Genomic DNA, 12979 nt, shown 5'->3' with positions numbered 1-12979 from the left:
ACGGTCACGCCCGGATCAGCGTCACCAACCCCGCGGCCACCAGCACGCCCGCCCAGAGCCGGTCGACGTTGAACCACGCCCGACGCAGCACCCCGACCCCGAGCACCTGGTAGACCAGCACCGCCACGACCAGAGCGGTGCCCAGCATCGCCACTGTGTGCACGCCCGCCGCGGCCAGCCCGGGCAGCGCACCGAGCGGCGCGGCGGCCAGGTGCCCGGAGTGACCTCCGGGCACCGGCTCGGCGACCAGCACCGGCAGCAGCATCAGCCCGGCGCCGTGCGCGGACGACATGAGGAACGACCATCCGGTGAGCTGCGCCGCCGACAGCCGCATCCCCGCCCAGCGGAAGTGCCGCTCGGAGAGCAGCCGCCACAACCCGAAGCCGACCAGCAGCAGGCCGCCGACCACTGCCAGGGCGGTGCTCGCCGTCACCGACCTGGTAGCGGTGACCAGGGCCGCGACGATCGCCACCGAGGCGAGATGCCCCGCCGCGATCGGCGGCAGGGCGCGCAGCAGCGCCATCCGGCTGCGCTCCTGCAGGCCCCGGGCCACCGCGAACAACCACCCCATCGCCGGGTTCAGACCGTGGAACGCGCCGAGCGCCGCCAGCGTCGCGAGCGTCCCGAGGGTCACGGGAAGCAGTACGAGTCGGAGGACGCGTCCCCACCCTGCAATCGCGTCTGGTGCACGCGCAGCCCCCGGAACTCGTCGCCGTGCGGGAAGAACCGCACGTCGGGGGTGAGGCCACCGGCGTCGACATCCACGTCGAGCTTGGCCAGCCAGGCGCCCACCCCGTCGGGATAGAACTGGTCGTCCCACGAGCCGTAGAGGGAGTTGCTGACGTAGACCCGCCGCCCGTCCCGGCTCACCTCCACCATCTGCGGCCCACCGGCGAGGGCCTCGTCGGGCGCGGACGGGTGCGCCGCGCGCCGGACGATCCCGCCGAGGTGCACCGAGCCGGTCTGCACCGGGTGCAGCGGGTCGCTGACGTCGTACTGACGCAGCTCACCCGTGCCCCAGCAGGAGACGTAGAGGAATTTGTCGTCCACCGACAGGTCGATGTCGGTCACCAGCGGCGGCACCGCGCCGAACGGCTTGAGCAGGTCGGGCAGCTCTGCCGGGTCGGCCGGCTCGGCCGGGATGTCGATCACCTTGGTGACCGCCCAGGCGTCCCCGTCGCGGTGCCACAGCCAGACCGAGGCGGACAGGTCCTCGACGCTGATCACCACCCCGACGAACCCGTACGACTTCGTCGGATCGTGCGCCGGGCGCAGCTCCAGCGGCATCTGGTACTGATCACCCAGGTCGACCCGCTGCACGTGCCGGCGTTTCGCGAGGTCCCAGAAGTGGATGGCGTGACCGTAGCGCCGGCCCAGCAACAGCTCGCCGATGATCCCGTCCTCGACCATCGACGGCGTGCCCCACTCGCTGGTGACCAGCACGTCCTGGGTGAGGTGCCACCACACGTCGTACGCCAGGAACTGCGGGCCCCGGTCGGCCTCCCACGCCCCGCGCACGTCGAACGTGGTGTGGTCCAGGATCGCGATGCCGCCCGGGCCCTCGGCGCCGTCCGCGCCACCGAGGGCGGAGAGGTAGATGCCGTCCGGGCCGCAGTGCACGGTGTGCGGCCGGGAGTAGCCGGCCCGCTTCGCCAGCTCCTCCGGCCCGATCACCTTGACGACCTGCGGCTGGCGCGGGTCGGGCTGCGTGTCGATGACGTGGATCCGCGACGAGCGCAGGCCGGGCACGATCAGGTAGCGCCGCTCGACGTGCGGGTGCGGTGCGGTCGGGCAGAGTGCGCTGCTGCACGCGTTCCACCCGAAGTGGTGCACCTCGTCGCCGAGGTGTGGCAGGTCGGTCCAGCCGACGACCCGGCCGTAGTCGGGGGAGTCGGGGTCGGTGTCCAGCACCGCGATGGCGTCCGGGCGGCTGGCCGTACGGTCGAAGGCCGCCACGTAGGCGAGCTTCTCCGCCGGGGCGGTCGCGGCCTGCGACGGTGACGGGTAGAAGGTGGGGTCGGGCGTCCAGCGGGTCATCGTGTCTCCGCTTCCTCAGGTGGTGGGAACGCCGAGTCGGTCGAGCAGGTGGCGCCGCAGTGCGCCGAAACCCGGGTCGTCCGGCGTACGGGTGGGTGCGAGGTCGACGGGCAACTCCGCGGCGATGCGGCAGTCGTCGAGGAGCAGAATCCGGTCGGCGAGCAGCAGTGCCTCGTCCACGTCGTGGGTGACCAGCAGGGCCGCGAAGCCGTGCTCGGCGCGCAGCCGGCGCAGCAGCACCTGCATCCTGAGCCGGGTGAGCGCGTCCAGGGCGCCGAACGGCTCGTCGAGCAGCAGCAGGTCCGGTTCGCGGACCAGGGCGCGCGCGACGGCCACCCGCTGCGCCTGCCCGCCGGACAGCTCGGCCGGCCAGGCCCGGTGCCGCTCGGCCAGGCCGACCTCGCGCAACGCCCGGTCGATGCGCCCGGCGGTGTCCGGGCCGGACAGGCCGAGCCCGACGTTGGCCGCCACCCGCTTCCAGGGCAGGAGCCGGTGTTCCTGGAAGACCACTGCGGCGGTGCCGTGCACGACTGTCTCGCCGCTGGCGTCACCGTCCAGGCCGGCGAGAACCCGCAGGAGGGTGCTCTTGCCGGAACCGCTGGAGCCCAGCAGGGCCACCACCTCGCCCCGCGCGATGGTGAGGTCGACCCCGGCCAGCACGACCGTCGGCCCGAACGCCCGGTGGATCGCGTGGGCGGTCAGCACCGGCGTCGTGCCGATCAGGTGGCCCGCAGTCCGCGTCGCCATGTCAACATCCTCCTCTCCGCAACGCGCAGGGCAAGGTCGGATATCAGCCCGAGCAGCGCGTAGACGAGCAGGCCGAGGACCACGACGTCGGTCTGGCTGAACTCCCGCGCCTCCATCATCAGAAAGCCGATGCCGGTCTGGGCGTTGACCTGCTCGCCGACGACGAGGCTGAGCCAGGCGGCCCCGATCGCGAGGCGCAGGCCGAGAAAGAGCGACGGCAGCGCGCCGGGCAGCACCACGTGCCGCAGCCGGGCGGCCGGCCCGAGCCCGCAGGCGCGGGCCGCCTCCACCAACCGTTCGTCGATGTCCCGGATGCCGGCGTAGGTGTTGAAGTAGATGGGGAAGAACGCGCCCAGGGCCACCAGGCTGATCTTCAGCGACTCGCCGATGCCGACCCAGATGATCAGCAGGGGAACGAGGCCCAGGTGCGGCAGCATCCGGGCCATCTGCACCGGCGGGTCGACCAGGTCGTCGCCGAGCCGCAACAGCCCGGCCACCGTGCCCAGGACCAGCGCCAGGACGCCGCCGATGAGCAGCCCCGCCCCGGCCCGGGTGAGGGAGTCCACGAGGTGGACGGCGAGCGTGCCGTCGCGGGACAGCCGCCAGCCGGTGGCGAGCACGTCGCTCGGCGCGGGCAGCTTCTCCGGCGCCAGCACGCCGGTCCGGGCGGCCAGCTCCCAGCCCAGCACCAGCACGACCGGGCTGACCAACCGCCGCCACCGCCGCGCCGGCCGGGGCCGCCGGGGGTCGGGCGGAGCGGCGGCAGCGGCCTCCGGCGGCGTTTCCAACAGCTGTGTACGGCTCACTGGAACACCGCGCTGAAGCGGTCGTCCACCCGGCTCCTGATGTCGACCGGTCCCGGTATGAGGTCCAGTGCGATGAAGCTGTCGGTGATCGCCTGGAGCTCGTCGCCGATGGCCGGGGTGACCGGGGCGAGCGGCTTGGCACTGCGGTCCAGGGCGCGACTCGTGACGTCCTCCGGAATCTTCAGCTCCGGCGCGAGCGTGCGGGCCCGCTCCTGCGGGTTGGCGATGCCCCAGTCGGTCACCTCGCGGTAGCGCTGCAGGAAGGCCCGGATGTCGTCCGAGCGCTTGGCGACCGCGTCGGGGGCGGCCAGCACGTACTCGCGGTTGCTGGCCAGGCCTGTCGCGTCCGCGAGCACCCGCACGCCCGGCTGCTCGGCAAGCGCGAAGTACGGGTCCCAGATCACCCAGGCGTCGACCTGCCCGCTGTCGAACGCGGGTCGCCCCTCGGCCGGCTTGAGGTACTTGACCTTGATGTCCTGCAATGTCATCTTGTTGGCCTCCAGCAGCCGGACCAGCAGCCAGTGCACGTTGGAGCCCTTGTTGAGGGCGACCGTCTTCCCCTTGAGGTCGGCGAAGCTGCGGTAGCCGCTGTCGGCCTTGACCAGCACCGCCTCACCCTGCGGGATCGGCGCCGAGGTGCCGATGATGGAGAACGGGATCTTCCCGGCAGCGGCGAAGACGGGTGGCGCCTCGCCGACCTGTCCGATGTCGATCGACCCGGCCTTGAGCGCTTCGGTGAGCGCCGGCCCGCTCTCGAACAGCGACCACTCGACGCCCGGTGTCTCGCCGCGCGCCTTGACCAGACTCAGCCCTCCGAAGCGCTGATAGCCGATCCGCAGCTTGCCCGCGCTGCCTCCGGCGTCGGCGGACCCGCCGCAGGCGCTCAGGGCGACTGCGGCAAGCAGGACCACTGCGGTGAACGCGGCTGTCAGCAGGCGGCGACGCGGGGGATGACTCGGCGAGGGGGTGCGCATGGCGGCTCCTTGGGTCGGGCAGGTGTGCCGGGCCGCATCGACCGGCGTGGGGTGGCGTGGGCGGTAGCCTACTAACCCGATAGGTTTTATGGGTAGGCTGTCGGCGGGATCGTCCCACCCCTCAGGAGGTGCCGCCTCACCGCGCGCGCCGCCCGCACCCGCTCCGCCGCGCACTGGAGGAAAGAGCCCCGATGACCCTCACCTTCCACTGGTTCCTGCCCACCAACGGCGACAGCCGCGACATCGTCGGCGGCGGCCACGGCGTGCCGACCGGAGCCGCCGGAGGCGCCCGCCCGGCCAGCGTGGCGTACCTCGGGCAGATCGCCCGCACCGCCGAGCAGCTCGGGTTCGTCGGGGCGCTCACCCCGACCGGTGCGTGGTGCGAGGACGCCTGGCTGTCCACGGCGATGCTCACCGAGGTCACCGAACGCCTGAAGTTCCTGGTGGCCTTCCGGCCCGGCCTGACCTCACCCACCCTCGCCGCCCAGATGGCCTCGACGTTCCAGCGGCTGTCCCGGGGCCGCCTGCTGCTCAATGTGGTCACCGGCGGCGAGTCGCAGGAGCAGCGGGCGTACGGCGACTTCCTGGACAAGGACGCCAGGTACGCGCGGGCCGACGAGTTCCTGCACGTCATCCGCGCGCTGTGGCGGGGCGAGACCGTCGACCACCACGGCACGCACCTGCGGGTCGAGCAGGCGCGGCTGCACCGGCTGCCCGACCCCGTGCCGCCGGTCTACTTCGGCGGCTCGTCCGCCGCCGCCCTGCCGGTGGCGGTCCGGCACAGCGACGTCTACCTGACCTGGGGCGAGCCGCCGGCCCAGGTCGCCGAGAAGCTGGACCGGGTGCGGGCGCTGGCCGCCGACGCCGGTCGGGACCTGCGCTTCGGCATCCGGCTGCACGTCATCGCGCGCGACACCGCCGACGAGGCGTGGGCACAGGCCCGCCGCCTGCTCAACGGCATCGCCGAGGCCGACATCCGGGCCGTGCAGGACGGGCTGCGCCGCAGCGAGTCCGAGGGGCAGCGCCGGATGCTCGACCTGCACGGCGGCTCCCGCGACAGCCTGGAGGTCTCGCCCAACCTGTGGGCCGGCGTCGGACTGGTCCGGGGCGGCGCGGGCACCGCGCTCGTCGGCAGCCACCGCGAGATCGCCGACCGGATCGCCGAATACCACGCGCTCGGCATCGACGAGTTCATCCTCTCCGGCTATCCGCACCTGGAGGAGGCGTACTGGTTCGGCGAGGGCGTGCTGCCGATCCTGCGCGAGCGCGGACTGTGGCGGCACCCCGACGGCCAGCCGGGGCCGGCGGACGACGTCGACATCCCGTTCGCCGGGACGTCGACACCGCGCCCGGCCCCGGAGCCCGTGGCGGCCCGCTGACCGGCCCACCGCCGGGACCGTCGGACTTGTCGTGCCGTGCTATCACGGAGGCACATCCGCGAGCTGGTGGTGATCGCGTGGACGAATGGGCAGCCGACGCGCCCGCACCCGACGACAGGCAGCTGCCTCGACGCGCAGTTCGTCCGCCGCGCGTCGTCCTGTTCCGCGAAGACCTGATCGAGGTCGCGGACGACAGTCCGGTATCCCGGGAACGGTGGTCCGCATCGTCCGCCGACGATGACCTGCTGTTCGTTGACGACGAGCCCGACAGCACGAGGGCCGACGTCGTCGACTGGTCGGACGAGGGCGACCCGGTCGACGCGGCCGAGGCCGCCGACGGACCGTACGCCGTCCCGTGGTGGGTCACCCATGGGGAGCACATCGACGCGACGACGCGGTCCAACCGCAGGGAGCATGGGAACCGGCTGCACGGCATCGTCGCGGGCTACGACACGTTCTGGGACCACGTCGACGTTGATCCGCAGTCGGTGGTCCCCACCGTACGGGACGCGAAGATCGCGCTGGCCTGGCGGGACGTCTCGCTGCAGTTCCTGCGGACGCCGGGACCGCTACCGCTCCTGTTCGGCGCGGTGGTGGCCGCCGTCGCGGCGTTCGCCATGGTCGGCGGGCCGCTGGCTCACCGGCTGGTGGCCGCCGCCACGAGCCTGTCCGTCGGGGTCGTCCTCGCCCTGGCCGTCTCGCGCCTCGCCGTCCCGTATCGCGGGGCGGCCGTCGGCGGCGGTGCCGCGGTCGCGGCGTGCGTCGCGGCGTCGGCCGTCCCCACGATCCAGGCGACCCGCTGGTACGACGTCCTGGTGGGGCTCGCCTTCGCGGGCGCTGGCCTGCTCTTCGTCGCGCTGTGGCCGGTCGTGCGGGCGTGGCGCGTCGAGCGGGAGCACTGGACCCGCCCCGACGTGGCCCTGATCGCCGCCCTCCTGGAGTTCGCCGACCACGTCGAGTCGGATCCGGCACCACCGGAGCGGCGTCGTGTCGTGGAGGCACTGGACCGCGCCGCCACCACGTTCGAGTTCGCGTGGCATCGCGTCAACCGGACGGGTGTCGACGCCACCGACCGGCAGCTGCGGGCCTGGGCCGGCCGGATCCGCGCCGAGACACGGGAGCTGCAACGGTGGTACGCGTTCGACGCCCCGTCGAAGGTCTACCTGCTCCTGCGTACCTACCTGCTCATCCAGGCGATCGTCAACCGCTACTCCCTCGACGACCACGAGGAGGGCTGGGTACGGCACGGCAGCTGGCGCCGGCCACCGACATCGGCGATCGCCCGGCTGTGGGTACGCGGCAAGCGGTCCGGTCGGTACGTGCGCCAATGCCTGCTGGCCGCCGTTCTCGCCAGCGTCGCCCTGCTGCTGCTCGCGGTCACGGTGTGGAGCGCCGTGCCGACCTTCGTCGGCGTGCACATCTCCCGCGACCTCGGCTCGGCGCTGAACTTCGACCCGACGATGCGCGTGTTCGTCGCCACGATCAGCGTGTCGTTGTTCGCCGTGGCCGGTCGCGCGTTCACCCACCGGCGCTGAACCGACCGGCCGGTGCGTGCCCGACAGGCCACGTCCTAGCCGGAACGCCCGACCCGGGCACGGGCGATCCGGCGTGCGGCGAGGCTCACCGCCGTACTGCCCACCGCCATCCCGACCAGCACCAGAACCGCCCCGACGACCCACAGCCCGCTGTCGTCGCGCGACGCGGCCTGGCGTGACCAGGCGGCGGTGAAGGCCACAGTCATCACGGAGGCCACCAGCCACGGGCTGAGTCGCCACGCGGCCAGGGCGGCCAGCAGCACGAGCGTCAGCACGCAGCCGATCACCTGCCACGGCTCGTACGGGCCGCTTGTCGCGCCGGTCCGCGCGTCGACCGTGTAACCGGTGTCCCAGCCCAGCCAGAGCAGCCATACCCCGACCGTGGCCACCGCCAGGAACAGCGCACCGAACAGTGCGTGCGTACGCCTCGTCGCCGTCATCGGGCGATCATCTCCCGCCGTGACCCGCGCGGGAATGAGTACCCGTACCCCGTCGACAGCGTCAGGCGCCCGGTGGCCGACGCGACGTAGGCCGCGTACGCCTGGGCGGGGTTGCCGCCGGAGCCGGGGCGTCGCCGCCGATCCCGAACGGACTGTTGCCCCGGCCGGTGACGATCCTCTACGGTCTGCTCAAGCGGTGGGCGGTGCGGTCCGCATCCGACCGGACACCGCCGGATGCCCGTCGCGCGGGCCGGGATGGTGGAGTCCCGGGCCACCCCGTCGACTGTGGTTCCGGCGGTCGTGTGACTCCAGCTCGTTCCCGGGTGGCTGCTGCCCGGCGCGGCTCCGTACGGAGCCGACGGCGAGCCGGACACGCCGATCCCCACCGGAGAGTCCCGTGTTCCTCAGCCCCCACGAGCAGGACCGCCTGCTCGTCCACGTCGCGGCCGATGTCGCCCGCCGCCGCCGCGAACGCGGCCTGCGCCTCAACTATCCCGAAGCCGTCGCGATGATCACCGCCTTCCTGCTCGAAGGCGCCCGCGACGGTCGGTCGGTGGTCGACCTCATGTCGGCCGGCCGGACCGTGCTCGACCGCGACGACGTCCAGGACGGCATCCCCGAGCTGCTGAGGGAGGTGCAGGTGGAGGCGACGTTCCCGGACGGCACCAAGCTCGTGACGGTGCACCACCCGATCCCGTGATCCCGGGGGAGATCCTGCCGGCGGCCGGCCCGGTCGAGATCAACGCGGGTCGGCCGGTGACCACAGTGGTAGTGGTCAACACCGCCGACCGGCCGGTGCAGGTGGGCTCGCACTACCACTTCGCCGAGACCAACCCGGCCCTGACCTTCGACCGGGTCGCGGCCTGGGGGCAGCGCCTGGCCGTACCGGCGGGCACCTCGGTCCGTTTCGAGCCGGGCGTGAGCCGCAGCGTCGGCCTGGTCCCGCTCGGCGGCGCGCGCATCGTGCCGGGCCTGCGCGGGGAGTGCGCCGGGCCGCTGGACGAGGCGTCCCCGACCGGGCCGACCAGCGACGGGCCGGCGCGATGAGCGCCGTGCGGCGGGACCGCTACATCGACCTGTACGGGCCCACCACCGGCGACCGCATCCGACTTGCCGACACGAGCCTGCTGATCGAGGTGGAGACCGACCACTGCGTCGGCGGCGACGAGGCCGTCTTCGGCGGCGGGAAGGTGATCCGCGAGTCGATGGGGCAGTCGCGGGCCACCCGCGCCGACGGCGCCCTCGACACCGTCATCACCGGCGCCGTCGTGCTGGACCACTGGGGTGTGGTCAAGGCCGACGTGGGGCTGCGTGACGGGCGGATCGTCGCCCTCGGTCGGGCCGGCAACCCGGACACCATGCCCGGCGTCCACCCCGACCTGGTCATCGGCCCGGCGACCGAGGTGATCGCCGGCAACGGCCGGATCCTCACCGCCGGTGCCGTCGACACCCACGTGCACTTCATCTGCCCGCAGATCGTCACCGAGGCGCTGGCCAGCGGCATCACCACGCTCGTCGGCGGCGGTACGGGCCCCGCCGAGGGCACCCGGGCCACCACTGTCACGCCCAACGCCTGGCACCTGGCCCGGATGCACGAGGCGCTGGACACGCTGCCGGTCAACGTGCTGCTGCTCGGCAAGGGCAACACCGTCTCGCCGGAGGCGCTGTGGGAGCAACTGCGCGCCGGCGCGGGCGGTTTCAAACTGCACGAGGACTGGGGCACCACCCCGGCGGCGATCGACGCCTGCCTGCGGGTGGCGGACGCCTCCGGGGTCCAGGTGTCGATCCACACCGACACCCTCAACGAGGCCGGATTCGTGGCCGACACGCTGCGCGCCATCGGCGGGCGGGCGATCCACTCGTACCACACCGAGGGAGCGGGAGGCGGGCACGCGCCGGACATCATCACGGTGGCCAGCGAGCCGAACGTGCTGCCGTCGTCGACCAACCCGACCCGCCCGTACACCCGCAACACCCTCGCCGAGCACCTGGACATGCTGATGGTCTGCCACCACCTCAACCCGTCCGTGCCGGAGGACCTGGCGTTCGCCGAGAGCCGGATCCGACCGTCCACCATGGCCGCCGAGGACCTGCTGCACGACCTCGGCGCGATCTCCATCATCGGCTCCGACGCGCAGGCGATGGGCCGGGTGGGCGAGGTGATCCTGCGGACCTGGCAGAGCGCCCACGTCATGAAGGAGCGGGTGGGCGCGCTGCCGGGCGACGGCGCGGCCGACAACCACCGCGCCCGCCGGTACGTGGCGAAGTACACGATCTGCGCGGCGATGGCCAACGGACTGGAACGGGAGATCGGCTCGGTCGAACCGGGCAAGCTCGCCGACCTGGTGCTCTGGGACCCGGCGTTCTTCGGCGTACGGCCGCACCTCGTGCTCAAGGGCGGCATGATCGCGTACGCCCAGATGGGTGACGCCAACGCCTCCATCCCCACCCCGCAGCCGATGCTGCCGCGCCCGATGTTCGGGGCGTACGGGGCCGCTGCGGCGGCCACCAGTCTCACGTTCGTCGCGCCGGCCGCCCTGGACGCCGGACTGCGCCTGGACGTACGACGGCGGGTCGTGCCGGTCGCCGACGTGCGGTCCCGGGGCAAGGCCGACCTGCCGGAGAACAACGCGATGCCGCACATCGAGGTGGACCCGGACACCTTCACGGTGCGGATCGACGGCGAGGTGGTGGAGCCGGACCCGGTGCCCCAGCTGCCGATGGCACAGCGGTACTTCCTGTTCTGATGGCGACGTCGAGCCTGCTCCTGTTGCTGGCCGACGGGCGCTTCCCGGCCGGCGCGCACGCGCACTCCGGCGGCCTGGAGGCGGCCGTCGCCGCCGGCCGGGTGAACGACCTGGCGTCGTTGGAGTCGTTCCTGGTCGGCCGGTTGACCACGGCCGGGCTGGTCGGCGCGGCGTTCGCGGCTGCGGCGCACCGGGTGGCGTCGCCGGTAGGCCTTACTGCCGCCGAACGAGCCCCGGCCACCGCCCGGTCGGTCGGCCGCGGCCATCCCGCCGGGCGGGCGGGTACGCCTGCCGATCACGCCGGGGGGTCGGGTGCGCCTGCCGATTCCGCGGAACGGGCGGTTGCGCTGGCCCGGCTCGACGCGGAGCTGGACGCGCGGACCGCCGCTCCGGCGCTGCGCGCGGTGTCCCGCCGCCAGGGGCGGGCGCTGCTGCGCGCCGGACGGGCCATCTGGCCACGGGCGCCGTTCGGTGACCTGCCCGCCACACCTCAAGGAGCGCACCAGCCGCTGGTGCTCGGCCTGCTCTGCGCCGCCGCCGGGCTGAGCCGCACCGAGACCGCCACGGTCGCCGCGTACGGGACGGTGACCGGTGCGGCCAGTGCCGGCGTACGTCTGCTCGGCCTCGACCCGTACCACGTCCAGGCCCTGCTGGTCGGCCTCGCCGAAATCTGCGACGGCACCGCCGCCGACGCGGCCCGGGCCGCCGACGATCCACCCGAGCGGCTGCCGGCCGCCGCCGCCCCGCTCGCCGACATATCCGCCGAAGTCCACGCCACCTGGGAGGTGCGTCTCTTTGCGTCCTGACACTGTTGAGCCGACCGCTGTACCCGCCGCTGCATCCGCCGCCGGGCCGGTCCCGCCGCACGACGAGACAGTTCCGCACACCCACCCCGAACCGGGGGTGGACCCGCACCCGCCGCTGGCACGGTCGGGCCGGGCGCTGCGGGTCGGCATCGGCGGGCCGGTCGGGTCCGGTAAGACCGCCCTGGTGGCCGCCCTGTGCCGGGCGTTCGCCGACGAGTTGCGGCTCGGGGTGGTGACCAACGACATCTACACCACCGAGGACGCCGACTTCCTCAAGCGGGCCGGCGTCCTGGACCCGGCCCGGATCCGCGCTGTGGAGACGGGGTGCTGCCCGCACACCGCCATCCGTGACGACATCGGCGCCAACCTCGACGCCGTGGACGAACTGGCCGAGGCGCTCGGCCCGCTGGACCTGGTGCTGGTGGAGAGCGGCGGGGACAACCTGACCGCCACGTTCAGCCGGGGCCTGGTCGACCGGCAGATCTTCGTGGTCGACGTGGCCGGCGGGGACAAGGTGCCGCGCAAGGGCGGGCCCGGGGTCACGTCCGCCGACCTCCTCGTGATCAACAAGACCGACCTGGCGCCCATGGTGGGCGCCGACCTCGCGGTGATGGACCGGGACGCGCGGGCCCGGCGCGGCGACCTCCCGACCGTCTTCCTGTCGATCGTCGGCGACCCGACGGCGGCTCGGGTCGCCGACTGGATCCGCCACGAGTTGGCCCACCACGCGGTCCTGCACCCCGTCGCCGCGCCGGCCGGCCCGGCCTGATGCGAGCGTTCGCCCGGCTGGTGGCCCGGGCCACCAGCCGGGGCGGCACGGTCCTGACCGAGGTGCACGGCGAGACGCCGCTGCTGTTGCGGCAGACGCCGGGCGATGCCGGCGTCGCGACCGTGCACGTCGTGGGCGGGGCCGCCGGCCCGCTCGCCGGCGACGACCTGCGCCTGGAGATCGACGTGGGGCCGGGAGCGGCGGTACGGGTGCACAGTGTCGCCGCGTCGGTGGCCCTGCCCGGCCGGCCCGGCGCGGTGTCGCGGATGGCGGTGCGGGCGGTCGTGCACGACGGCGCCGCGCTGCACTGGCTGCCCGAGCAACTCGTCGCGGCGGCCGGCTGCGCCCACCTGGCCGAATCCCGGATCGAGCTGGCCGCCGGGGCGCGGCTGACCTGGCGGGACGAGTTGATCTGCGGCCGGTACGGCGAGTCGCCGGGCGGTGCCGTCGTGCACACCCGGGTCGACTACGACGGCCGGCCGCTGCTGCGCCAGTCACTGGCCGTGGGACCGCAGGCGCCCGGCTGGGCCGGCCCAGCCGTGCTCGGCGGGGCGCCGGCCACCGGCTCGCTGCTGGTGGTGGACCCGTCGCGACCCGTCGAACCGGCGGCGGTCGACGGGACCGTCGCCCGACTGCCGCTGGCCGGGGGCCCGGCGACACTGTGGACCGCGACCGCCCCGGACGCGCACACCCTGCGCGCCCACCTTCGTGGGTAGGTGAGCCCTCCCCGGCCCGATGT

General features: G+C 73.6%; 14 protein-coding genes. 8 read left to right on the top strand and 6 right to left on the bottom strand.

Annotation, left to right across the window (positions count from 1 at the left end; genetic code table 11):
• Positions 1 to 4: 4 nt before the first annotated feature.
• The 5 genes from ACLQ27_RS04265 to ACLQ27_RS04245 are packed head-to-tail and all read right to left on the bottom strand — an operon-like array spanning position 5 to position 4564.
• On the bottom strand, positions 5 to 634 hold the full coding sequence (locus tag ACLQ27_RS04265; protein ID WP_357574001.1) for a hypothetical protein: 630 nt from the start codon (positions 632 to 634) through the stop codon (positions 5 to 7).
• A complete protein-coding gene (locus ACLQ27_RS04260) occupies positions 631 to 2037 on the bottom strand; it encodes a selenium-binding family protein (RefSeq protein ID WP_425865656.1) in 1407 nt (468 codons plus the stop codon). The genes ACLQ27_RS04265 and ACLQ27_RS04260 overlap by 4 nt, the downstream gene beginning before the upstream one ends.
• A 15-nt stretch (positions 2038 to 2052) precedes the next feature.
• A complete protein-coding gene (locus ACLQ27_RS04255) occupies positions 2053 to 2784 on the bottom strand; it encodes an ABC transporter ATP-binding protein (protein WP_357492236.1) in 732 nt (243 codons plus the stop codon).
• Positions 2757 to 3590, bottom strand: coding sequence for an ABC transporter permease (locus ACLQ27_RS04250; RefSeq protein WP_357492234.1), 834 nt, complete (start codon positions 3588 to 3590; stop codon positions 2757 to 2759). The genes ACLQ27_RS04255 and ACLQ27_RS04250 overlap by 28 nt, the downstream gene beginning before the upstream one ends.
• Positions 3587 to 4564, bottom strand: coding sequence for an aliphatic sulfonate ABC transporter substrate-binding protein (locus ACLQ27_RS04245; protein WP_357492232.1), 978 nt, complete (start codon positions 4562 to 4564; stop codon positions 3587 to 3589). Before ACLQ27_RS04245 ends, ACLQ27_RS04250 begins: the two co-directional genes overlap by 4 nt.
• A 191-nt stretch (positions 4565 to 4755) precedes the next feature.
• On the opposite strand from ACLQ27_RS04245, the gene ACLQ27_RS04240 reads away from it, so the two are divergent.
• Positions 4756 to 5943, top strand: a complete 1188-nt coding sequence (locus ACLQ27_RS04240; protein ID WP_357573998.1) for an LLM class flavin-dependent oxidoreductase — start codon at positions 4756 to 4758, stop codon at positions 5941 to 5943.
• Positions 5944 to 6020: 77 nt separating this feature from the next.
• Positions 6021 to 7478, top strand: a complete 1458-nt coding sequence (locus tag ACLQ27_RS04235; protein WP_357573997.1) for a hypothetical protein — start codon at positions 6021 to 6023, stop codon at positions 7476 to 7478.
• Between the two features lie 35 nt (positions 7479 to 7513).
• Here the strand turns inward: ACLQ27_RS04235 and ACLQ27_RS04230 are convergent, their stop codons facing one another.
• Positions 7514 to 7918, bottom strand: coding sequence for a hypothetical protein (locus ACLQ27_RS04230; RefSeq protein ID WP_425865655.1), 405 nt, complete (start codon positions 7916 to 7918; stop codon positions 7514 to 7516).
• A gap of 397 nt (positions 7919 to 8315) precedes the next feature.
• On the opposite strand from ACLQ27_RS04230, the gene ACLQ27_RS04225 reads away from it, so the two are divergent.
• The 6 genes from ACLQ27_RS04225 to ACLQ27_RS04200 all read left to right on the top strand — a co-directional run bounded on the left by ACLQ27_RS04225 (position 8316) and on the right by ACLQ27_RS04200 (position 12956).
• Positions 8316 to 8618 carry an urease subunit gamma gene (locus ACLQ27_RS04225; RefSeq protein WP_234583798.1) on the top strand — a complete coding sequence of 101 codons (303 nt, stop codon included), beginning with the start codon at positions 8316 to 8318 and terminating at the stop codon, positions 8616 to 8618.
• Entirely contained in the window at positions 8615 to 8965 is a 351-nt protein-coding gene (locus ACLQ27_RS04220; RefSeq protein ID WP_425865654.1) for an urease subunit beta, read from the top strand. Before ACLQ27_RS04225 ends, ACLQ27_RS04220 begins: the two co-directional genes overlap by 4 nt.
• Positions 8962 to 10665, top strand: coding sequence for an urease subunit alpha (locus ACLQ27_RS04215; RefSeq protein ID WP_234583799.1), 1704 nt, complete (start codon positions 8962 to 8964; stop codon positions 10663 to 10665). Before ACLQ27_RS04220 ends, ACLQ27_RS04215 begins: the two co-directional genes overlap by 4 nt.
• Positions 10665 to 11471: an urease accessory protein UreF gene (locus tag ACLQ27_RS04210; RefSeq protein ID WP_425865651.1), complete on the top strand. Its 807-nt coding sequence runs from the start codon at positions 10665 to 10667 to the stop codon at positions 11469 to 11471. Before ACLQ27_RS04215 ends, ACLQ27_RS04210 begins: the two co-directional genes overlap by 1 nt.
• A gap of 97 nt (positions 11472 to 11568) precedes the next feature.
• Positions 11569 to 12240: an urease accessory protein UreG gene (gene ureG, locus ACLQ27_RS04205; protein ID WP_425865650.1), complete on the top strand. Its 672-nt coding sequence runs from the start codon at positions 11569 to 11571 to the stop codon at positions 12238 to 12240.
• Positions 12240 to 12956 carry an urease accessory protein UreD gene (locus ACLQ27_RS04200; RefSeq protein WP_357573994.1) on the top strand — a complete coding sequence of 239 codons (717 nt, stop codon included), beginning with the start codon at positions 12240 to 12242 and terminating at the stop codon, positions 12954 to 12956. Before ureG ends, ACLQ27_RS04200 begins: the two co-directional genes overlap by 1 nt.
• The last annotated feature ends 23 nt before the right edge of the window (positions 12957 to 12979 follow it).

It is taken from the genome of Micromonospora sp. DT63 (genome assembly GCF_049841615.1).
GTDB lineage: Bacteria > Actinomycetota > Actinomycetes > Mycobacteriales > Micromonosporaceae > Micromonospora.
Note: the sequence above shows the minus strand (reverse complement) of the source record. Positions and strands in the feature narration are given on the sequence as shown.

Excerpts from the sequence above, each read along its gene's own strand:
- ACLQ27_RS04260 (WP_425865656.1), bottom strand. The coding sequence starts at position 2,037 with ATGACCCGCTGGACGCCCGACCCCACCTTCTACCCGTCACCGTCGCAG.
- ACLQ27_RS04255 (WP_357492236.1), bottom strand. The coding sequence starts at position 2,784 with ATGGCGACGCGGACTGCGGGCCACCTGATCGGCACGACGCCGGTGCTG.
- ACLQ27_RS04245 (WP_357492232.1), bottom strand. The coding sequence starts at position 4,564 with ATGCGCACCCCCTCGCCGAGTCATCCCCCGCGTCGCCGCCTGCTGACA.
- ACLQ27_RS04240 (WP_357573998.1), top strand. The coding sequence starts at position 4,756 with ATGACCCTCACCTTCCACTGGTTCCTGCCCACCAACGGCGACAGCCGC.
- ACLQ27_RS04230 (WP_425865655.1), bottom strand. The coding sequence starts at position 7,918 with ATGACGGCGACGAGGCGTACGCACGCACTGTTCGGTGCGCTGTTCCTG.
- ACLQ27_RS04215 (WP_234583799.1), top strand. The coding sequence starts at position 8,962 with ATGAGCGCCGTGCGGCGGGACCGCTACATCGACCTGTACGGGCCCACC.
- ACLQ27_RS04210 (WP_425865651.1), top strand. The coding sequence starts at position 10,665 with ATGGCGACGTCGAGCCTGCTCCTGTTGCTGGCCGACGGGCGCTTCCCG.
- ACLQ27_RS04200 (WP_357573994.1), top strand. The coding sequence starts at position 12,240 with ATGCGAGCGTTCGCCCGGCTGGTGGCCCGGGCCACCAGCCGGGGCGGC.